This is a genomic window from uncultured Microbacterium sp. (genome assembly GCF_963524805.1).
Classification (GTDB): Bacteria; Actinomycetota; Actinomycetes; order Actinomycetales; family Microbacteriaceae; genus Microbacterium.
In genome coordinates, this window is the sequence record NZ_CAURGG010000002.1 from 535,210 (window position 1) to 554,846 (window position 19,637).

At 70.2% G+C, this 19,637-nt stretch carries 17 protein-coding genes; 13 read left to right on the plus strand and 4 right to left on the minus strand.

Features of this window, described 5'->3' with window-relative positions:
- Positions 1-141: 141 nt before the first annotated feature.
- Complete coding sequence (locus RWQ91_RS07050) at positions 142-1,665, plus strand: carboxylesterase family protein (RefSeq protein WP_314504061.1); 1,524 nt, start codon at positions 142-144, stop codon at positions 1,663-1,665.
- Positions 1,666-1,799: 134 nt separating this feature from the next.
- Here the strand turns inward: RWQ91_RS07050 and RWQ91_RS07055 are convergent, their stop codons facing one another.
- The 3 genes from RWQ91_RS07055 to RWQ91_RS07065 all read right to left on the minus strand — a co-directional run bounded on the left by RWQ91_RS07055 (position 1,800) and on the right by RWQ91_RS07065 (position 5,433).
- Positions 1,800-2,669, minus strand: a complete 870-nt coding sequence (locus RWQ91_RS07055) for a ThuA domain-containing protein (RefSeq protein WP_314504064.1) — start codon at positions 2,667-2,669, stop codon at positions 1,800-1,802.
- Positions 2,657-4,084: a hypothetical protein gene (locus RWQ91_RS07060; RefSeq protein WP_314504067.1), complete on the minus strand. Its 1,428-nt coding sequence runs from the start codon at positions 4,082-4,084 to the stop codon at positions 2,657-2,659. The genes RWQ91_RS07055 and RWQ91_RS07060 overlap by 13 nt, the downstream gene beginning before the upstream one ends.
- 83 nt (positions 4,085-4,167) lie before the next feature.
- On the minus strand, positions 4,168-5,433 hold the full coding sequence (locus tag RWQ91_RS07065; protein WP_314504069.1) for an ROK family protein: 1,266 nt from the start codon (positions 5,431-5,433) through the stop codon (positions 4,168-4,170).
- Positions 5,434-5,540: 107 nt separating this feature from the next.
- Between RWQ91_RS07065 and RWQ91_RS07070 the strand changes: the two genes are divergently transcribed.
- The 12 genes from RWQ91_RS07070 to RWQ91_RS07125 all read left to right on the plus strand — a co-directional run bounded on the left by RWQ91_RS07070 (position 5,541) and on the right by RWQ91_RS07125 (position 18,555).
- Positions 5,541-6,581: a Gfo/Idh/MocA family oxidoreductase gene (locus RWQ91_RS07070; RefSeq protein WP_314504071.1), complete on the plus strand. Its 1,041-nt coding sequence runs from the start codon at positions 5,541-5,543 to the stop codon at positions 6,579-6,581.
- Positions 6,578-7,336, plus strand: a complete 759-nt coding sequence (locus RWQ91_RS07075; protein WP_314504073.1) for a hypothetical protein — start codon at positions 6,578-6,580, stop codon at positions 7,334-7,336. The genes RWQ91_RS07070 and RWQ91_RS07075 overlap by 4 nt, the downstream gene beginning before the upstream one ends.
- An 87-nt stretch (positions 7,337-7,423) precedes the next feature.
- On the plus strand, positions 7,424-8,443 hold the full coding sequence (locus tag RWQ91_RS07080) for a VOC family protein (protein WP_314504074.1): 1,020 nt from the start codon (positions 7,424-7,426) through the stop codon (positions 8,441-8,443).
- Positions 8,444-8,517: 74 nt separating this feature from the next.
- Complete coding sequence (locus RWQ91_RS07085) at positions 8,518-9,507, plus strand: fumarylacetoacetate hydrolase family protein (protein WP_314504077.1); 990 nt, start codon at positions 8,518-8,520, stop codon at positions 9,505-9,507.
- Positions 9,504-10,496, plus strand: a complete 993-nt coding sequence (locus tag RWQ91_RS07090) for a cyclase family protein (protein ID WP_314504079.1) — start codon at positions 9,504-9,506, stop codon at positions 10,494-10,496. Before RWQ91_RS07085 ends, RWQ91_RS07090 begins: the two co-directional genes overlap by 4 nt.
- 42 nt (positions 10,497-10,538) lie before the next feature.
- The gene (locus tag RWQ91_RS07095) at positions 10,539-11,672 is read left to right on the plus strand and encodes an FAD-dependent monooxygenase (protein WP_314504081.1); all 1,134 of its coding nucleotides are present in this window, start codon (positions 10,539-10,541) and stop codon (positions 11,670-11,672) included.
- The gene (locus RWQ91_RS07100) at positions 11,669-12,691 is read left to right on the plus strand and encodes an amidohydrolase family protein (RefSeq protein WP_314504084.1); all 1,023 of its coding nucleotides are present in this window, start codon (positions 11,669-11,671) and stop codon (positions 12,689-12,691) included. The genes RWQ91_RS07095 and RWQ91_RS07100 overlap by 4 nt, the downstream gene beginning before the upstream one ends.
- Positions 12,688-13,719 carry a fumarylacetoacetate hydrolase family protein gene (locus RWQ91_RS07105; RefSeq protein ID WP_314504086.1) on the plus strand — a complete coding sequence of 344 codons (1,032 nt, stop codon included), beginning with the start codon at positions 12,688-12,690 and terminating at the stop codon, positions 13,717-13,719. Before RWQ91_RS07100 ends, RWQ91_RS07105 begins: the two co-directional genes overlap by 4 nt.
- Positions 13,716-14,651 (plus strand): VOC family protein, encoded by a 936-nt coding sequence (locus tag RWQ91_RS07110; protein WP_314504088.1) that lies wholly within the window; start codon positions 13,716-13,718, stop codon positions 14,649-14,651. Before RWQ91_RS07105 ends, RWQ91_RS07110 begins: the two co-directional genes overlap by 4 nt.
- 22 nt (positions 14,652-14,673) lie before the next feature.
- The gene (locus RWQ91_RS07115) at positions 14,674-15,192 is read left to right on the plus strand and encodes an RpiB/LacA/LacB family sugar-phosphate isomerase (RefSeq protein ID WP_314504090.1); all 519 of its coding nucleotides are present in this window, start codon (positions 14,674-14,676) and stop codon (positions 15,190-15,192) included.
- 258 nt (positions 15,193-15,450) lie between these two features.
- Complete coding sequence (locus RWQ91_RS07120) at positions 15,451-16,950, plus strand: MFS transporter (protein WP_314504093.1); 1,500 nt, start codon at positions 15,451-15,453, stop codon at positions 16,948-16,950.
- Between the two features lie 30 nt (positions 16,951-16,980).
- On the plus strand, positions 16,981-18,555 hold the full coding sequence (locus RWQ91_RS07125) for a GMC oxidoreductase (RefSeq protein ID WP_314504097.1): 1,575 nt from the start codon (positions 16,981-16,983) through the stop codon (positions 18,553-18,555).
- A 110-nt stretch (positions 18,556-18,665) separates the two neighbouring features.
- Here the strand turns inward: RWQ91_RS07125 and RWQ91_RS07130 are convergent, their stop codons facing one another.
- Positions 18,666-19,433, minus strand: a complete 768-nt coding sequence (locus tag RWQ91_RS07130) for an SDR family NAD(P)-dependent oxidoreductase (protein WP_314504099.1) — start codon at positions 19,431-19,433, stop codon at positions 18,666-18,668.
- Positions 19,434-19,637 lie beyond the last annotated feature (204 nt).

The window sequence follows — 19,637 nt, forward strand, 5'->3', positions numbered from 1 at the left end:
GAGTGCCCGCGCATGTCCGGCAGAACGCGCGGTGCGGGCGCGCAAGCGACCGATTGCCGGACACGCACCAGCCCATCCGAGGACATCCGCTCCGCGGGACCGCGGTCACTCGACGAGTAGGGGCCCCGGTAGCCTGCGACCATGATCGTTGACACGCCGCTGGGCCCGGTCGCGGGAACGCGCCGGGAGACGCCGCACGGCTCGGTCAGCACGTTCCTGGGCATCCCCTATGCCGAGGCTCCAGGCCCGTCGGGCCGCTTTCGCCCGGCGCCGCCCGCTCGCCGACAGCGAGCGGTGCGCGATGCGACGGCGCCCGGTCCGATCGTTCCCCAGGACCCCGACATTTTCCGCGCCATGCTCGGCATGCCGGCCGACCCGTGGTCCGAAGCCGGCTGCCTGACAGCGAACGTCTGGGCTCCGGAAGGCGCACGCGACCTGCCCGTGATGGTGTGGGTGCACGGCGGCGGTTACGTCGGCGGCTCGAACTCGTCGCCGCGCACGGACGGCGCCCGCTTGGCATCGTTCGGTCGCGTCGTGGTGGTCGCGCTGAGCTACCGGCTCGGCGTGTTCGGCTTCCTGCCGGCCTTCGCCGAGCTCGGCGAGGGATTCGAGGATGCCGCGAATCTCGGCATCCTCGACCTCGTCGTCGGGCTCGAGTGGGTGCGCGAGCACGTCTCGGCCTTCGGCGGCGATCCGGCGGCGGTCACGGTGTTCGGCGAGTCGGCCGGTGCTGCGGCCGTCGCCACGCTGCTCGGGATGCCGCGCGCCCGCGGCCTGTTCCGCCGGGCGATCATGCAGAGCGGCACCGCCGAACGCGCTCGCACGCAGGACCAGGCGGCCGAGATGTCGGCGCGCTTCCTGCACGCGAGCGGACTGACCGCGCACACCGCCCGGCACCTGCTCGACTGGCCCGCCGACCGCGTGCTGGACGCGCAGCGGTCGTTCACCGACGTGATCGCGCGGGACACGGTGGGCGTGCCGCTGCCGTTCCAGCCCGTCATCGACGGCCGCAGCATCCCGATGCTGCCGCTGGATGCCGTGCGCAACGGCGAGGGCGGCGGGGTCGATCTCCTCGTCGGCACGAACCTGAACGAGGGCAGCTTCTTCACGACGATGGGCGACGAGGCGGACCGCACCGACGAGCGGTTCGGCGAGGCGCTCGAGACGCTGGCTCGGCAGAACGTTCCCGCGCTGCCGGACGCGCCGGTGAGCTACCGCGCGGAACTGGCCGACGAGATCGGCCGCGAACCCACGTCGGCGGAGGCCGTGGAGGCGTTCCTCTCGGACGTGCAGTACCGCCAGCCGAGCAACCGCCTGCTCGAGGCGCGGGCGTCGGCATCCGCCCGCACCTACTCGTACCTGTTCACGTGGCCGAGCCCGGTCGTGCCGGGACTCGGCGCCTGCCACACCCTGGACATCCCGTTCGTGTTCCGGTTGCTCGACCACCCCGAGCACACGCCGCTGGTCGGCGAGCATCCGCCCGGGGAGCTCAGCGAGGAGATGAGCGCGGCCTGGTCGGCGTTCGCGGCGACCGGTGAGCCCGGCATCCGCTGGCCCGCGTACGGGTCCGAGCGTCGGGCGACGATGATCGTGGATGCCGATCTCGAGGTCGCCGCGGACCCGCGCGCTGGTCTGCGGCGCTGGTGGCTCGACGCCCGCACCTGACCGGGCGGCGCCTCTCGCCTGAGCTCATTCCGCGCGAGATCACCCTGTGCTCGCGACCTCACCCGGCAGCCGGGCGAGCACGGGGTGATCTCGCGAGCAGGGGGTGATCTCGCGCACTCAGCGCACGGCCGGACTCAGCCCTCGTGGTTGTAGTACGGCCAGGGGAGGAAGCGGCGCTCGCCGCGACGATCGGGACCCTCCAGCGACACCGAACCCGTCGCCGCCCACTCCACGCCGCGCGGGAACATCCGGATGAACTCGATGCGCCGGAACGTATCGATGTCGTGCCCGATCGTGATCGTGAACGACCGGCCCGCGCCGTACTCGTTGATCCACGCGATCGGCTGGTCGGTGTTCATCCCGTTGAGCGCGGCGATGCCGCCCTCGGGGATCACGACCGGGTAGTGCGACATCGGCCACATCGGCGCGTTCTCGTACGCCTCGAGATCGTCGAAGGTCGTCAGCAGCACCTGCGCGCCCTCGTACATGTCCACGCCGGTGAGGATGTCGTCGCCGGTGACGGTCCAGGTGGCGTTGATCCCCTCGGTGATGGGATGCCGCGGCGCGACGGTCTTCAGCAGCGCCTCGCCCCAGGGCCGGGGGCGCAGGCCGGTCTCGTACGCGCTCAGCTTCGCGCCGCGCATGACGTTGTACTCCTCCGGATATCCCCAGCGATCCTCCTGCGCCGCCGATCCGTGGAACCACACGATGCCCTTGCCGTGGTCGTGCACGAAGCGCAGAAGCGCGGCATCCGTCTCGGCCCCGAACCCGACAGCGTTCTCGAAGAAGCCGTCCCGGCCCTCGAACACCACGATCACGACGTCGTACTTGTCGATGATCTCGGCGCCGAGGCCCCGCGGGTCCTCGATCACGCGCACCCTGAAGCGCCCGGTGTCTTCGAGCAGCGTCGTCAGCCACTGGTTGTGCAGCCGGAAGCTGCGGTGCTCGTTGTCGTGCTCGATCGTCATGTGTCCCGACAGGATCAGGACGTTCAGTACTGCCATGCGTTCTCTTCCTTCAGCGCGCGGCGGGCCAGCGCGAGGTGGTCAGTGGTGATGGTCGTCGGGTCGTCGTCGAGCCACTCGTGCCCGCCCCATTCGCTGCAGAAGGTGCCCTCGAAGCCCGTCCCCCCCAGGAGCGCTCCGAGGTCGCGAATCGGGCCGCTCACCCGATCGTCGGCGTCGTCGAGGTCCCAGAACTTCAGGTGGAAGGCGCCCACCCAGGGAAGCACCTCGGCGATCACCGCTGCCTCGGATCGGCCGAAGCGCACCAGCATGTCCATGTAGAGCGTGTGGACGGATGCCGGCACCCCGCCGGACCGCAGCAGGCCCACGATCGCCCCCACGGTGGCGGGGTCTCGCCACTCCTGACGCAGCGTGTCGATGAGCTCGGTCGGCACGCCACCGGCCCCGAGGCGAGCCAGGTAGCTCTCCGGAACGGCGGGCATGAACATCGAGATGTCCACGAGCAGCTGCACGTGCGGGTCATCGATCGCGACGATGCGATCGATCGCGGCGCCGGCCTGGGGCGAGCCGGGTGTCTGCGATCCCTGGATCTCCTCGAACAGCGTCAGACCGGTCTCCTGCAGCACGGGCAGCACGCGCTCGAGCAGAGCCGGCCCCGCCTGGCCGATCGGCAGGCGCAGGCCACGAGCGCCGAGCTGCTGGGCGATCTGGATCTGCGGCAGCAGGAACGCGAAGCGCTCGTCCTCGGTGCGGCGCGTACCCGCCGGCGACCAGTCGTCGATGCTCGCGCCCAGGATGCTCACCCGGCCGCCGGCCTCAGTCAGGCGGGCGCCGAAGGCGGCGGCATCCGCCTCGCTCCGCCCGGGGAAGGAGCGCCACAGCTGCCCGGGCTCCGCCTCGATCTCGACCGCGACGCCGTCCTCGACGATGCCGAGGGCGATGTCGTCGGCATCCCGGTCGGCCGCGATCATCTCCGGCGTCCAGTTGAACGCGCTCGCGCTGAGCACCCATCCGTCCGGCAGGGCATCCTCGGCCGCGACCGGCGCGACGAGCCGCGCCACCGCAGCCGGCACGTGCGGCGCATCGAGCACCAGCGCCTGCTCGGCGCGGAACGGCAGCGACAGCGGACCGTCCGGGCCGACCTGCAGGTACGGAATGCGCAGCCCGAAATCGACGACGACCTCGTGGATGCCGAGGCTCAGCGCGCCCGGGACGGCCAGAGTCACGCGATCCTGCTGGAACCACCAGCCGTCGTCCTCGCTGAGATCCGCGGCGAGCACGTGCCGATCGCCGAGAAGCACCGTGACCTCGTCAGCGACGACTCCGTCGATCGTGACGGCAGGGCGCTCCAGCGAGGTCAGCGGCAGAGACCGGATCCACGGCAGGGAGACGCGCACGGCGGCGCCGTCCGGGGTGGAGATGAGTGAGTCGTCGCGCAGCGGCGGCAGCGTCATGGGCACGTCCTCGTGTCGGGCGGCCGCAGGGATGCGGCTTAAGACGAGAACCTACACGCTTTTGTCGAAAATCGTAAGAAGTGTCAACCGGCGCCGTGGATTGCGGCGATCGTCGGGTGCCCCTCGGCGAACCAGCGGGGAAAGGTCAGGTCGAACAGCTGTTCGCGGACCATCTCCGCGCCGCCGCGCAGCGGCTCGCGCCGGTCGTTCTGCGACTGCACGATGCTCAGATCCCGGGTGGCCAGGGGCAGGGAGAGCTCATACACGCGCTGGCGGACCTCGGCCAGGAAGACCTCGCCCGCGCCGACGACGGCGCCGCCGATGACGATCGCGCTGGGGTTGAACATGTTGACCAGCGCCGCGATGGATTCGCCGACCACCCGCGCGCATCGCTGGATCAACGAGATCGCCAGCGCGTCTCCGTTCTCGGCCGCCCGGGCCACCACTTCGGGGGTCAGCGCTTCTCCCGCCTCGGCCCGCCGCGAAAGAGCTCCGCCTGCCCCCTCGGCGACGGCGATCTCGGCGTCGCGCACGAGTGCCCAGCCGCCCGCGACAGCCTCGAGGCAGCCGATCTTGCCGCACCGGCAGACGGCGTCCGAGCCGGCGACCCGCACGTGACCGATGTCTCCCGCGGCTCCGTTCGCGCCGCGGTGGATGCGGCCCTGCGACAGCAGTCCCGCTCCGATGCCGGATCCGACCTTGCAGTAGATCAGATCGAGGTTCTCTTCGCGCCTGCGACTGCGTTCGTTCAGCGCCAGCAGGTTCACGTCGTTGTCGACCCATACCGGAGCGCCGTAGCGCTCCTCGAACCGGCGGCGGATGTCGAATCCGTTCCAGCCCGGCATGATGGGCGGAGCGACCGGACGGCCCGAATCGAAGTCGACCGGGCCGGGGATGCCGACCGAGACGCCCCAGACCGGCACGTCGGGCGTGCGGCTCAGGACGTCGTCGATCATCGCGAGCGCGGTGTCGAGCGTCTCGGCGGGGCCGCGGGCGATGTCCCAGGCGCGATGAGTCTGCTCGAGGATGTCGCCCTCGAGCATCGCGACGCCCACATGGATGTGCAGAGCCCCGAGGGCGCAGACGATGATGCGTCCCCGGGTGCCGCGGAAGCGCAGGGTGCGCGGTGCCCGGCCGCCGGAGGACGGTCCGAACGCCCCGTCCTCGAGGTAGCCCATCTCGATCGCCTGTTCGACGCGCTGCGTCACGACGCCGCGACCCAGACCGGTGATCCGGCCGATCTCCGGCCGCGTGGATGCTTCTCCGTCGCGCACCATGTTGACGATGCGCAGGAGGCTCGTCACCTCATCGGTCTGAGCGCCGAAGCGCAGCGTGGACTCTTTCGCCATGGTCGATTTTCACACAACTCACTGCTGATTCTGACAATTTGAAGGAAACTATCGTCATCTTTCTCTCAACTTAGGTACTCTTCAAGCAAAACTTAGAAAGGACCGCCATGCCCCTTGGCGTCGGAATCGTGGGCGCCGGCCCCGGCGTGGCCGCGCTGCATCTGCCGACTCTGTCGCGCTTCGCGGCGGAGTTCGAGGTGGTGCACATCTCGGATTCCGGCGGCGGTCGGGCTGCCGAACTGGCGGAGCGCGTCGGCGCCCGGTCGTCGTCGGGCATCGAGGAGCTGCTCCACGATGAGCGCGTCGAGGTGGTCGTGCTGTGCAGCCCGCCCGCTGAGCACGCCGCGCAGATCCTCGCCAGCGTCGCGGCGGGAAAGCGCGCGGTTCTCTGCGAGAAGCCGCTGGCCACGACCACGGCGGACGCCCAGGCCGTCATCGACGCGTGCCGAGAGGCCGGGACGGCCCTGCTGGTGGGCACGAATCACCTGTACGACCCGGCCTGGGGCCGCGCCAAGCACTATCTGCTCGCGGGGGAGCACACCGTCCGCGCCATCTCGGTCACCCTCGCCCTGCCACCGAATGGGCGCTACCACGAGGTCGTGACCGAGCTGTCGAGCCCCGCCGCTGCTCCGGGTCGCGGTGCCCCCGATCTGTCGGTGCCGCCCATCGCGGCATCCGTGGTCCGCCAGCTGATCACGGGGTTGGCCGTCCACGATCTGCCGATGCTGCGCGATCTCGCGCCGATGATCGAAGAGGTTCTCTTCGCTCGGGCCGTCGCGCCGATCGGCTACGTCGTCGGCTACCGCGCGTCGGGCATTCCCGTGCGTCTGACGACGGTGATGCTGCCGGACGGCGCCGACGCGCTCTGGCGGCTCGACATCACGACCGATACCGACCTTCTCGAGGTGTCCTTCCCTCCGGCCTTCGTGCATTCGGGCAGCGCCGAGGTGCACGTCACCGCCGACACCGGAAAGCGCACGCGGTATCCGATCAACCCGGTCGACGGGTATCAGGCGGAGTGGCGGGCGCTGGCCGACGTGCTGAACGGGTCGAGCGTCGTCGAGTACGACGAGCTGCTGGATGACGCGATGTACGCGCTCACGCTCGCGGACTCCGCGGCCGAGCTGATCGAGGGAGGCATCCGGTGACCGCGGTCCCCGTCGTGGCTCCGGTCGGCCGCTTCCGCGCCGCGATCGCGGAGCTGCCGTTGAGCGCCCGGCTCGCCGACGATGTCGCCGGCGCGGTGGTGGTGCTCGGCGGGGCGACCGGCTGGGTGGATGCCGCGCTCGAGGCCGCGGCATCCGGCGCCATCGCGATCCTGGTGGCAGACCCCGCGGTCGTTCCGGCGGACGGCCTGAGGCTCCTGGCGGACGAGCTGCGCATTCCCCTGATCATCGAGCGGCCGCTGCTTCGGCACGATGTCGCGCAGGCTGCTGCCGCCGGCAGGCAGGGCGCGGCGGCGCGCGCTCTGTCCGCCGACGCGGGGGCGGGGGCGGCGCGGATGAGCGCCGTCCGGCGCGACGCTCTCGGTTGGCTGCGAGTGCTCGCTCGGGAACCGCTCGCCGTGGTGGGAGGGGACCGGGAACTGACTCTGCTGCGGACGGCATCCGGCATCCCCGTCACGCTCTCGGTCGCGCCGAGCGAACGACCGCGTGGGGGGTGGATCCGAGCCGAGGCGCTGGGCGAGACGCGCACCGACGTGCGGCTCGAGGCGGCCGATGTGCGCGTGACGACGTCGACCCGGGCGGGAGTCCTGATCGCTCCGACGCTGTTCGAGTCGTCAGAGCGACTCGCCGTGCGCCGCGCCATCGAGTCGCTCACGGCTGCGGACCTCGCGCCCGATCTCGATGACCTCCGCGCCGACGCGGCGCTCGCCGAGGCCATAGACGCGGCTGATTCTTGACATAGGCGATAGGGGATTCCCGGATATGCCTGTCTCAGGCGAAAGTGGTTTTCGGGATTCCCCGCTGTCTTGCCGAAAGGATCGACGATGATCAAGCTCCTCTCTCACCTGTCGTATGTCGCGATCACCGCGCCGGATGTCGAGGCATCCGTGAAGTTCTACGAAGACCAGGTCGGACTCACGGTCGTGGACCGCGTGGACGGCGCTGTCTACCTGCGCTGCTGGGGCGACTACTACGCCTACTCGCTCGTCATCCTCCCCGGCGATGAGCCCAGTCTCGCCACGATGGCGTGGCGCACCTCGAGCGCGGAGGCGCTCGAGGAGGCCGCCAAGCGGATCGAGGCCGCCGGCGTGCACGGCGAGTGGATCGAGGACGTCCACAAGATCGGTCGCGCATATCGCTTCACCGGCCCCTTCGGCCACTCGATGACCCTGCACTGGGACGTCACCCGTCACGACGCACCGGGACATGTCGCATCGATCTACCCCGATCGCCCCGAGAAGCGCAGCAAGGTCGCCGGCGCACCGCGCCAGCTCGACCACGTCACCGTCGCCGCGAGCAATGTCGACGAGTTCGTGCAGTGGTACGTCGACGTCCTCGGCTTCCGGTTCATGGCCCGCACGGTCCTGGACGAAGCTCCCATCTCGGTGTTCTCCGTCCTCACCACCAACGAGAAGTCGCATGACCTGGGCGTCGTGCTCGACGGCTCCAGCCGTGCGGGACGGATCAACCACTACGCCTTCTGGGTCGACACCCGGGAGGAGCTTCTCATCGCCGCCGACACGCTCATGGAGAACGGCACCCCCATCGAATACGGGCCGAACATCCACGGCATCGGCGAGCAGACGTTCCTCTACTACCGCGAGCCCTCCAGCCTCCGGATCGAACTGAACACCGGCGGCTACCGCAACTACGTGCCGGACTGGGTGGCGAACACCTGGAAGCCCTCGCAGGGGTCGAACAACTTCTACCGCAACAGCGCGATGCCGATGTCGATGACGGAGTCCTTCCCCGCCGCAGACGGCCCGAGCGCCACGGAGGAGGGCGTGCCCGACGAGATCAAGGCCGCCCTGTTCAACCCCTACGCCAAGCACGGCCAGGGCTGACCCGCTTTCCGGGCGGCTCGCCGTGAATGCCGCGCCGCCCGGTACACCACTCGCACGATGAACGGAACCACACCATGACCACCGACCGACTCGACGCGCCGTTCGCACTGGCTCGCTTCCGTGACGGGGACTCCGTCGCCCTTGGGCTCGTCGCGGGCGACCGCATCCGGGCCCTCAGCTCCGACGATCTCGGAGCCCCGAGCCTGAACGCCTTCCTGGCCGCGCCGGAGTGGGACCGCCTCGGTGCGCTCGTCGACGGCGAGGGCGAGTGGATGCCGCTGGCCGACGTGACCCTGACGGCACCGGTCGAGCCGCGGCAGGTGCTGCAGGCCGGTGCGAACTACCGGCAGCACGTGATCGAGCTGGTCGCCGCCGGCCTCACGAACAACAGTGACCGCACGCCCGAGGAGGCGCGCGAATTCGCGGCGAAGATGATGGACGACCGTGCCGCGAACGGCGAGCCGTACTTCTTCATCGGACTGCCGGCCTGCGTCGTGGGCGACGATGTGCCGCTCGTGCTGCCCGCCTACAGCGACGTGCACGACTGGGAGCTCGAGCTCGCGATCGTGATCGGTCGCGAGGCCTTCCGCGTGTCGCGCGAAGACGCCCTCGAGCACGTCGCCGGCTACACGATCGTGAACGACATCACGACGCGCGATCTGGTGTTCCGCAAGGACATGAAGGAGATCGGCACGGACTGGTACCGCTCCAAGAACGCCCCGGGATTCCTGCCGACCGGTCCCTTCCTGGTGCCGGCGCCGTTCGTCGACGGCGCCGATCTGAACGTGCGCCTGGAGCTGAACGGCCAGGTCATGCAGGACGGCTCGACCGACGATCTGCTGTTCGGCATCGCCGCGCTCATCTCGGGTGCATCGCAGACGATGCCCCTGCTGCCCGGCGACATCCTGCTGACCGGCAGCCCCGCCGGCAACGGTCAGCACTGGAAGCGGTTCCTGCGCGACGGCGATGTCATGACCGGATCGATCTCGGGCCTGGGCACCCAGGTCGTGCGGTGCGTCCTTCGATACGGCGCTGACGCGCCTACTCAGGAACCGAAGCCATGAGCGCTCTCAGCGAGAACCCCGCAGACCTCGATCGCGCGAACCCCGAGGCCGAGATCGGCGCGCGCGCCGAGGCGTACCGCAACTGGGGGCGCTGGGGGGAGGACGACGTGCTCGGCACGCTGAACTTCATCGACGCCGCCAAGCGCATCGAGGCTGCGGCGCTCGTGCGTGAGGGCGCTGTGATCTCGCTGTCGCAGGCGTTCGACACGAACGGACCGCAGAAGGGCTGGCGCCGCCGCACCAACCCGGTGCACACGATGACCGACACCGGCGTCGACGCCGAACGGGGCAACCAGGGCTTCCCGCACGGCATCGGCGGGGCGGACGACGTGATCTCCATGCCCCTGCAGTGCTCCACCCAGTGGGACGGCCTCGGCCACATCTTCGACCACGGCAACGCCTGGAACGGCCGTCGCGCCGGCGATGTCGTCACCAGCGAGGGCGACCTCGTCACGGGGATCGAGCATGCGGCATCCGTCATCGTCTCGCGGGGCGTCCTGCTCGACGTGACCCGGCACCTGCAGCCGGGCACCGGCGAGCTGCCCGACGGCTACGCGATCACGGCCGCCGACCTCGAGGCGACCGCCGCGGCGCAGGGAGTGACCGTCGGCCGCGGCGACATCGTGCTGGTCCGCACGGGACAGCTCGCACGCGCGCGGCGCGACGGCTGGGGCGATTACGCCGGCGGGCCCGCCCCCGGGCTGTCGCTCACGACCGCGGCCTGGCTGCACCGCACCGAGATCGCGGCGATCGCCACCGACACGTGGGGGTTCGAGGTGCGACCCAACGAGTTCGACGCGCCCGCGTTCCAGCCGCTGCACCAGGTGGTCATCCCCAACCTCGGGCTCACGATCGGCGAGATGTGGGACCTCGAGGCTCTCGGCACGGCCTGCGCCGAGTCCGGCCGCTACGACTTCCTGCTCTCCGCACCGCCGCTGCCCATCACCGGAGCGGTCGGCTCACCCATCAACCCCGTCGCGATCCGCTAGATCCGGCACCCCCAGACAGCACAGGGACAGAGAGGTTCTGAAATGACCGCAGTACAGAAGGTGGCGATCGCCGGCAGTGGAGTGGCGGCCCTCGCCACAGCGATCCAGCTCGCGAAGGCCGGCGTCGAGGTCGACGTGTTCGAGGCCGCCCCGCAGCTGAGCCTCGGCGGATCGGGCATCTCGCTGCAGGGCAACGCCCTGCGGGTCTTCGACGCGCTGGGCGTGTGGGACGACATCCGCGAGGCGGGCTACGTGTTCCAGGGTCTGCACCTGCGTGCGCCCGGCCCCGGTGCGCCGGTCGTGGCGCAGCTGCCCGACGTCAACTCCGGCGGTCCCGACTACCCCGCGGCGATGGGCATGCCCCGGGCCGAGCTCGCCCGCATCCTCTTCGCGGCGGCGGAGAAGGCCGGCGCGACGGTGACGTTCGGCGCGAAGGTCACGGGGATCCAGCAGTCGGATGCCGGCGTCGAGGTCTTCGTGAACGAGGAGTCGGCGGGCGTCTACGACCTGCTGGTCGGCGCCGACGGCCTGAACTCCACCGTGCGCGAGCTGATCGGCATCGAGACCAAGCCCGAGCCGACCGGGATGGGCATCTGGCGCTCCTTCGTCTCCCGCCCGGCCGAGGTCGAGCGCAGCGAGCTGTACTACGGAGGGCCGGTCTACATCGCGGGGTACACCCCGACCGGCGAGAACTCCATGTACGCCTTCCTCGTCGAGAAGGCGCAGGATCGCTTCGGCATCAGCGACGAAGACGCCTCCCGCATCATGCTCGAGGAGTCCCGCGCCTACGACGGCCCCTGGAACTCCATCCGCGACGACCTCGCCGCCGGTGCTCCGGCGAACTACACCTGGTTCACCAAGCACATCGTGCCGGCCCCCTGGAACCGCGACCGCGTCGTCATCATCGGCGACGCGGCCCACAGCTGCCCTCCCACCATCGCGCAGGGTGCGGCGCAGGGGCTGGAAGACGCCTTCGTGCTCACCGAACTGCTCATCGCGCGCGACGAACTCGATGCCGCGCTCTGGGATGAGTTCCACGCGCGCCGCCTTCCGCGTGCGACGGCCGTCGTGGAGGCGTCCGTGCAGCTCGGGCAGTGGCAGATCGACGGCGACCGCGACGCGGACGCCCCGGGCCTGATCTTCGGCATCGCGCATCGGATGGCGGAGCCCGCATGACGAACCTTCAGACACAGGTCACCGACGTCCACGCGCACGTCCTGCTGCCGTCGCTGCACGCCGAGGTCGAGAACCGTGCTCCGGAACTCGTCCGCGAGGCCGCCGCGCTGGAGCTCAAGCGCAACGGCGCCGAGAGCCAGGCGGTGTCGGGCCCCATGGTGGGCGCCCGCATTCCGAAGCTCACCGATGTGTCGGTGCGCCTGGCCGACATGGACGCGCAGGGCGTCGACCGCCAGTGGGTCAGCGCCTCGCCGAATCACTTCTACCCCTGGGCGCCCGAGGGTCTGGCCGTCTGGGCGGCCAACGAAGCCAACCGCCTCGTCGCCGCGCACGTCGCCCAGGCGCCCGATCGCCTGACCGGTCTGGGTCTCGTGCCGCTGCAGCATCCCGAGCGCATCGTCGAGTGCCTGGATGACGCCGTGCTCGGCCGGGGTCTCGCGGGCGTCGAGATCTCGTCGTTCGCCGGCGACGTCGAACTGTCCGACCCGCGCCTCGAGCCCTTCTGGGCCCGTGCCGCGGAGCTGCGCGCCGTGATCTTCCTCCACCCCTTCGGCTGCAGCCTCGACGAGCGCCTCGACCGGTTCTATCTGGCCAACACGGTGGGACAGCCCGCCGAGAATGCGGTCGCGCTGTCGCACCTGATCTTCGCGGGAGTGCTGGACCGGCATCCGGGTCTCAAGATCGTCGCCGCGCACGGCGGCGGGTATCTGCCGACCGCGATCGGACGATCGGATCGCGCCTGGAAGGTGCGCCCCGAAGCCCGCAAGTGCGAGCATGCTCCGTCGACCTACCTGCGCAAGATCTGGTTCGACACCGTCGTGCACGACCCGCACGCGCTGCGGACGCTGGTCGAGGTCGCCGGCGGATCGCAGGTCGTCCTCGGCAGCGACTACCCCTTCGACATGGGCCTGGATGATCCGGTCGCGCTCGTCCGCGGCGCCGGTCTGCCGTCCGAGCTGAGCGAACGCATCCTCGGCGGGAACGCCGCGGCCCTTCTCGAGTCGCTGGTGCGGGCATGAGGATCGCACGCTGGACCCTTCGGCCGGTTGGTGAGCCTGTCGAACCACAGGGACCGGGGGCCGACACGGGCGAGGGCTTCGTGGTCGATGACCGCGTCGTGCCGTTCCCCGATGGACTGACCGTCGCCGACGTGCTGGCTCAGGGGCTGGATGCCGCGCACGCGCTCTTCGCGCGAGCCGATGCGGCCGGCACCCCGCTCGCGGATGTGCAGCTGCTGGCGCCCCTCGTGCCGGGCGCGATCCGCGACTTCGTCACCTTCGAGGAGCACGTCGAGGGAGTCAGCGCCGGCGTGGAGGGCAAGAGCGAGGTCGTGCCGGAGTGGTACCAGGCGCCCACCTTCTACTTCACGAATCCGCACACGGTGCTCGGACCCGACGAGCCGGTGCGTCCGCCCGTGAGCGAGCGGCTGGACTTCGAGCTCGAGCTCGCTGCCGTGATCGGCGGGGTGGAGGGCTCTGACGGAGCCAACCTGACACCGGATGCCGCGGCATCCCACATCTTCGGCTACACGATCATGAACGACTGGTCGGCCCGCGACCTGCAGGCCCGGGAGATGAAAGTGCGTCTGGGTCCGGCCAAGGGCAAGGACTTCGGCACCTCGCTCGGCCCGTGGATCGTGACCGCGGACGAGCTCGCCCCGTTCCTCGACGACGACAGGTTTCTCGCCGTGCAGGCGCAGGTCTTCATCAACGGCATCCTGACCGGCGAAGACCTCGTCTCCAACATGGCGTGGCCCTTCCCGGACCTCGTCGCCTACGCAGCCCGCAACTCGAGGGTCGTGCCCGGTGACGTGCTCGGCTCCGGCACCGTCGGCAACGGCGGCTGCCTGGGGGAGCTATGGGGCCGCGCCGGCGGGCTCACGCCCCCGCCGCTGGCCGAGGGCGACGAAGTGCGCATGGTGGTCGAGGGAGTCGGGGAGCTGACAGCCCGCGTGGGTGCGGCGGTGGCCGCTCCGCCGCTTCCGCCCGCCCGCCCGCGGCCGCGAAACAGACGCAGAGAATCTGCTCAGAGAGAGAACACGCCATGACCGAAAGACTCGTCTCCCATCTGCGGTACGCCGCGCTCGCGGTGCCGGAGTTTCAGACGGAGCGCGACTTCTTCGTGAACTTCTGGGGCCTGACCGAAGTGAACGCCGGGCCCGGCCTCAGCTACCTCGCGGCCGAGGGCTCGAGCGAGCCGTTCATCCTGCGGCTGCGCGAGGACGACAAGCGCATCGACCTCGTCGGGTTCGCGGTCGCCAACCGTGCCGACGTGCACGCGCTGGCCGAGAAGCTCCACGCCGAGGACGTTCAGTTCGTGCACGAGCCGCAGGAGCTGACCGGGTTCAGCGGCGGCTACGGCTTCCGCGTCTTCGACGGCGACGGCCGCGTGCTGGAGTTCTCGACCGGCTACGAGACGCGCGAGGCGCGCAAGATCCGCGAGCGCGAGCCGATTCCCGCCAAGCTCTCGCACGTCGTGTTCAACTCCGCGAACCTCGAGCAGTCGGCGCAGTGGTACATCGATCACCTCGACTTCTCCATCTCGGACTCGCTCACGCGCCCCGACGGTGCGAGCATGATGCACTTCATGCGCTGCAACGCCACGCACCACTCCGTCGCGATCGCGATGGGTCCTCATCACTCGCTGCACCACCTGTCGTTCGAGATGCGGGGCATCGAGGAGTGGATGCGCGGCGCCGGGAAGATCCTGCGCTCGGGCGCCCGCATGATCTGGGGCCCCGGTCGGCACAACGCCGGCGACAACACGTTCGCCTACTTCCTGAGCCCGGCCGGCAACACGATCGAGTACACGACCGAGCTGTCGGTCGTCGACGAGGAGACCTGGGAGCCGCACCGGCTCAACATCAAGGACGTCTCCAATCAGGACCAGTGGGGCACCGCGCAGGAGATGAGCGAGCTCATCGCCCGGGAATCGTTCAACGACATCGACAAGGGCCTGTTCGTCGCACCTCCGGTGTGACGACCGCGGAAGGGTCAGGACAATGACGCGCATCCACTTCGCCGCCGATTCGGGCGGCTACGAGCTCGGCCGGGCGCTGCAGGCGCGGGCCGAAGCGGCCGGGCACGAGGTCGTCTGGCACGGTGCCGAGCAGCTGGACCCGGGCGATGACTACCCGCGGTTCGCGATCGCGGTCGGGGTGGCCGTCGTGAAGGATCAGGATGCCGGGGTCGACGCGTTCGGCGTGCTCGTGCTCGACGAAGGCGCGGCCGGTGTGGTCGCCGCGAACAAGGTGAACGGGGCGCGTGCGGTCTCGGCCGCCTCGCCGCGGGCGGCGGCGAACACCCGCGAGATCGTGGACGCCAACGTCCTGGTGCTCGAGGGGATCGCCTTCGAGGAGAACGCGTGGCTCACGATCAGCGCGTTCGTGACGGCATCCCTCCCGCATGACGTGGACCGCGGCCGCCGCATCCTGCAGATCGAGGAGTACGAGAACGCCGGCACGATCGAGGGCTGGGCGATCCAGCTCGAGCCGGAGCAGGTGCCCGTCCGGCGCGAGTAGCGTCTCTTGACCGCGAGACTGCATCTGCACGTCGAAACCGTGGGCTAACCCCGCAGTCTCGACGTGCAGATGCAGTCTCAGCGACGTCGGTGACGCGGTGGATGCCGACGCTGCGGGCTCAGGTTCGGTTGCTTTTCGACATAAGTGGGCATAGAATGGACGTGACGTCGGGGCCGTTCTGGTCCGTTCTGTCCCGTGATGCGGCGGGTCAGGCACACACTGTCGCGTCGACGACCCGATCCATCGGGTGACTCGCATATGCCGCTCTCTGCCTGGAGGCTCCGTCTCCTCATCGTCTCGCTGCTGACCGTCTCGTTCCTCGGCGCCCTCGATCACACCGTCGTCTCGACCTCGCTCGCGACGATCACCGGTGATCTCGGCGCCGTCGAGCAGATGAGCTGGGTGATCGTCTCGTACACCCTGGCCAGCACGGTGCTGCTGCCCGTGATCGGCAAGCTCGCCGACCTCATCGGCGCGCGCGTGGTGTTCCTGGCGAGCCTGGCGCTGTTCATCGTCGCGTCGCTGTTCTGCGGACTCGCGCAGGACATCACCCAGCTCGCGCTCGCCCGCGTCGCGCAGGGCGTCGGCTCCGCCGGCCTGCACCTCATGCCCCAGACGATCGTGGGAGAGGTGACCACACCGCGCGAGCGACCGAAGGTGATGGCGATGATCGGGGCCGCCTTCCCGATCGCGATCCTGGTCGGCCCGCTCGCCGGCGGCCTGATCACCGATGCGTGGGGCTGGCGCTGGGTGTTCTGGATCAACATCCCCGTGGGCCTGATCGCCCTCGCGCTCGCGGTCATCGCGGTGCCGCACATCGCGGGCCGCTCCGGGCGGCGCTTCGACATCGCCGGTGCGCTCGTGCTCGGCGTGACCGTGACCGCGTTCGTCCTGGCGGCGAGCTGGGTCAGCTCCGAGGGCCTCGAGGCCGGCATCCCGCTCCTGATCGCCGCTGCCGTCGCCGTGATAGGGCTGGTCGTGTTCATCGCGATCGAGCTGCGGGTCTCCGAGCCGGTCGTGCCGCTGCGCCACTTCGCGAACCGCACGGTGCTGGTGTGCATCGTGCTCTCGACCGTGATCGGCGTGGGTCTGTTCTCCGTCGTCTCGTACGTGCCGACCTACATCCAGATGGCGTACCGCACCTCGGCGACCGTGTCGGGGCTCGTTCCGATTGCGACGGTGTTCGGGATGCTGGTCTCCAGCCTGCTGACCGGCTGGCTCGCATCGCGCTCGGGGCGCTACCGGATCTACCCGATCATCGGGACCGCGATCGCCGCGGTCGGGCTGTTCATCATGTCGCAGCTGCCCGCCGGACTCCCGCTCTGGGTGCCGATGGCGGCGATGGCGCTGGTCGGCGTCGGCACCGGCGCGTTCATGAACATCATCGTCGCGGTCGCGCAGAGCGCGGCATCCCGCAGCGACACCGGCAGCGTCACGGCGACCCTGTCGCTCGTGCGCCAGGTCGGCTCGACCACCGCGACCGCGATCGTCGGCGGCCTGATCGGCGTCGGCGTGACGCTCGGCCTGCCCGCGTCGCTGGATGCCGCCACCCTCACTCCCTCCGCTGTGCATGCGGCCTCGGCGGCCGTGCAGTCCGAGGTCGCCGTGCTGTACTCGAGCGTGATGGCGCCGATCTTCCTCGGCCTGGCCGTGACGTACGCGCTCGGCGTCGTCGCCGCACTCCTGCTGCCGAACGGGCGGCTGTCCGACGAGCGCGACTCCGCACCCCTGGTCGAGGCCGAACCGGCCATCGCCTGAGCATCGCCCACCCTGATCGAAGGAAACACCATGTCCCAGCATCCGACCATCGCCATCGTCGGCAGCGGTCCGATCGGCGCGACCTACGCTCGCACGCTGCTCGAAGGGCTGCCCGACGCGCGCGTGATCATGTTCGAGGCCGGCCCGCAGATCACCGACCGGCCCGGCGAGAGCGTGCGCAACATCGAGGACCCCGACGCGAAGGCCCGGGCGCGCGAGATGTCGCAGGGGCCGCAGGCCGGCGATCACCGCGAGGCGCTCGGCATCCCGGCCGCCACGGTCATCGAGGGCATGTTCACCGCCCGGCAGGGCACCCACCTGTTCGACTTCGGCGGCGAGGGATCGGCGCACGCGCCGACGTTCGCGGCCGCCGCCGGCGCGACCAACGTGGGAGGCCAGGGCTCGCACTGGACGTGCGCGACGCCGTCTCCGTCCTTCAGCGAGAAGATCCCGTTCATCCCCGATGCCGAGTGGGACGGGCTGATCGATCAGGCCAGGAGCCTGCTTCACGTTCAGGATGCCGCCTTCGCCGATTCCGCGGTGGGAGCGGCGATCCGCTCGCTGCTGTCGGAGGAGTTCTCCGCGGATCTCCCGGAGGGCTACGGTGTCAGCACCCTGCCGGTCTCGGGCGATCCGCAGCCCGACGGATCGATGCGCTGGGGCGGCACCGACTTCGTGCTCGGTCCGCTCATCGATCCCTCGTCGCCGCTGAGCGAGCGCTTCGAGCTTCGCGACCTGTCGCTCGTGCGCCGGGTCGAGCGCGAGGGCGACCGGGTGACCGGGGTCACGGTCGAGGACCTGCGCACGCGCGAGACCTCGTTCGTCGCGGCCGACCTCGTGGTCGTGGCGGCTGACGCGTTCCGCTCGCCGCAGTTGCTGTGGGCCTCCGGCATCCGTCCCGCCGCCCTCGGCCGGTATCTCACCGAGCACCCGGTCGTCATCACGACGGTCGCGCTGGACGCCGAGAAGATGAGCCGCTTCGCGACCGAGGAGCAGCTGGACGCCGAGCTGAAGCAGCGCGCGCAGCACGCCGCCGATCCGGTCGCCGCGGTGAACCGCATCCCGTTCTCCGAGCCGAACCACCCCTTCGCGCTGCAGGTGATGTACTCCGAGAACACGCCGTTCCCGCTGCCCGAGGACAGCCCGTTCGCCGGGAACCGCTGGGGCTTCGTGAACATGGGCAACGGCCTGCGCAAGCGCCCGCGCGTGGAGGACGGACTCACCTTCACCGACGAGGAGCTCGATTACCGCGGCTTCCCGAACTTCACGGTCGACTACGAGCTGACGGATGCCGAGCTCACGGAGATCGAGGCCGCGACGGCGGACCTGCGCCGCGTCGGCGAGACGCTCGGGGTGTTCGTCGCGGAGCCGCGGCTCATGCCGAACGGATCGAGCCTGCACTACATGGGCACGATGCGCATGGGCGAGACCGACGACGGCACCTCGGTCGCCGACCCGTACTCGCGGGTGTGGGGCGTCTCCGGGCTCGTCGTGGGCGGCAACGCGCTGATTCCCACGGCGAACTCGATGAACCCGACGCTCACGAGCGTCGCGATCGCGGTGCGCGGGGCGCGCAAGGCGATCGAGGGGCTGTCCGCGGGCTGACGTTCGGACCGTGAGACTGCAACTGCAGGTCGAGACCGTGGGGTTCACCCGCAGTTTCGACCTGCCGTTGCAGTCTCACCGCCCGGGGTGACCGTCAGCCCGGCGGGCGATCAGCCGCGGGCGATGCGGTCGGACATGTACTTGACGCCCGCCGATGAGGTCGCGCCCCCGTCGACGGGGATCTCCGCGCCGGTCACATAGGCGGCGGCATCCGACAGGAGGAACACCACGACTCGCGCGACGTCGTCGGGGTCGCCGAAGCGCTCGAGCGGGGTGAGCTCCAGCTGCGCGTCGCGCATCGCGCCGGGTGCGTTCGCGGTCATCGGCGTCTCGATGAAGCCCGGGTGGACGATGTTGACCCGGATGCCGCGAGGCCCGTACTCGGTCGCCGCGACGTGCGTCAGGCCGCGCAGGCCCCACTTGCTCGAGGTGTAGGCGACCGGATAGTGGGCGGTCAGCGCGGCCGAAGAGCCGATGTTGACGATCGAGGATCCGTCGCCCATCAGCGGAGCGAGGGCCTGGATGCCGAGCATCGGCCCGGTGAGGTTGACCGAGAGCACGCGATCCCAGTCGGCACGCTCGGTCTGCCCGAGGCGGGTGCGGTGGGTGATGCCGGCGTTGTTCACGAGCCCGCGCAGGGGCTCTCCCGCGAGTACGGCGGTCAGATCTTCCGCGAGCGCCCGCCAGTCCGACTCGTCCGCCACGTCGAGGCGCCGGTACTCGATCTCCGCTCCGGACAGCGCGGGAGCGGCATCCATGACGTCCGTCGCGATCACGCGCGCGCCGGCCCGCGCGAGGAGGAGCGCGGTGGCCCGGCCCTGACCTCCGGCCGCTCCGGTGACGACGATCGTGCGATCGCGGAGTCCTTCGTGGGTCATGGCGGCTCCTCGGCTCGGGCATCGGCGCCCGCTTCGACGCTAGCCGCGGCATCCGCCCGGGGGAATGCGGGTTCGGTGATGGTGTGCATCAGAGATCTGGCGCGGCGCGTGCAGAACCCCGCAGATCTGGGTGAACCGGGGCCACATCGCGGCTTGGGAGCCGGCATGCGCACCGGATTTGTGGAGTTCTACACCGCGTCATCG

What these genes read in the sequence shown, in the direction of transcription:
- RWQ91_RS07125 (WP_314504097.1), top strand. Translation starts at nt 16,981, where the DNA reads ATGTCCCAGCATCCGACCATCGCCATCGTCGGCAGCGGTCCGATCGGC.
- RWQ91_RS07095 (WP_314504081.1), top strand. Translation starts at nt 10,539, where the DNA reads ATGACCGCAGTACAGAAGGTGGCGATCGCCGGCAGTGGAGTGGCGGCC.
- RWQ91_RS07090 (WP_314504079.1), top strand. Translation starts at nt 9,504, where the DNA reads ATGAGCGCTCTCAGCGAGAACCCCGCAGACCTCGATCGCGCGAACCCC.
- RWQ91_RS07100 (WP_314504084.1), top strand. Translation starts at nt 11,669, where the DNA reads ATGACGAACCTTCAGACACAGGTCACCGACGTCCACGCGCACGTCCTG.
- RWQ91_RS07070 (WP_314504071.1), top strand. Translation starts at nt 5,541, where the DNA reads ATGCCCCTTGGCGTCGGAATCGTGGGCGCCGGCCCCGGCGTGGCCGCG.
- RWQ91_RS07050 (WP_314504061.1), top strand. Translation starts at nt 142, where the DNA reads ATGATCGTTGACACGCCGCTGGGCCCGGTCGCGGGAACGCGCCGGGAG.
- RWQ91_RS07115 (WP_314504090.1), top strand. Translation starts at nt 14,674, where the DNA reads ATGACGCGCATCCACTTCGCCGCCGATTCGGGCGGCTACGAGCTCGGC.
- RWQ91_RS07110 (WP_314504088.1), top strand. Translation starts at nt 13,716, where the DNA reads ATGACCGAAAGACTCGTCTCCCATCTGCGGTACGCCGCGCTCGCGGTG.
- RWQ91_RS07060 (WP_314504067.1), bottom strand. Translation starts at nt 4,084, where the DNA reads ATGACGCTGCCGCCGCTGCGCGACGACTCACTCATCTCCACCCCGGAC.
- RWQ91_RS07130 (WP_314504099.1), bottom strand. Translation starts at nt 19,433, where the DNA reads ATGACCCACGAAGGACTCCGCGATCGCACGATCGTCGTCACCGGAGCG.
- RWQ91_RS07120 (WP_314504093.1), top strand. Translation starts at nt 15,451, where the DNA reads ATGCCGCTCTCTGCCTGGAGGCTCCGTCTCCTCATCGTCTCGCTGCTG.
- RWQ91_RS07105 (WP_314504086.1), top strand. Translation starts at nt 12,688, where the DNA reads ATGAGGATCGCACGCTGGACCCTTCGGCCGGTTGGTGAGCCTGTCGAA.
- RWQ91_RS07065 (WP_314504069.1), bottom strand. Translation starts at nt 5,433, where the DNA reads ATGGCGAAAGAGTCCACGCTGCGCTTCGGCGCTCAGACCGATGAGGTG.
- RWQ91_RS07080 (WP_314504074.1), top strand. Translation starts at nt 7,424, where the DNA reads ATGATCAAGCTCCTCTCTCACCTGTCGTATGTCGCGATCACCGCGCCG.
- RWQ91_RS07055 (WP_314504064.1), bottom strand. Translation starts at nt 2,669, where the DNA reads ATGGCAGTACTGAACGTCCTGATCCTGTCGGGACACATGACGATCGAG.
- RWQ91_RS07085 (WP_314504077.1), top strand. Translation starts at nt 8,518, where the DNA reads ATGACCACCGACCGACTCGACGCGCCGTTCGCACTGGCTCGCTTCCGT.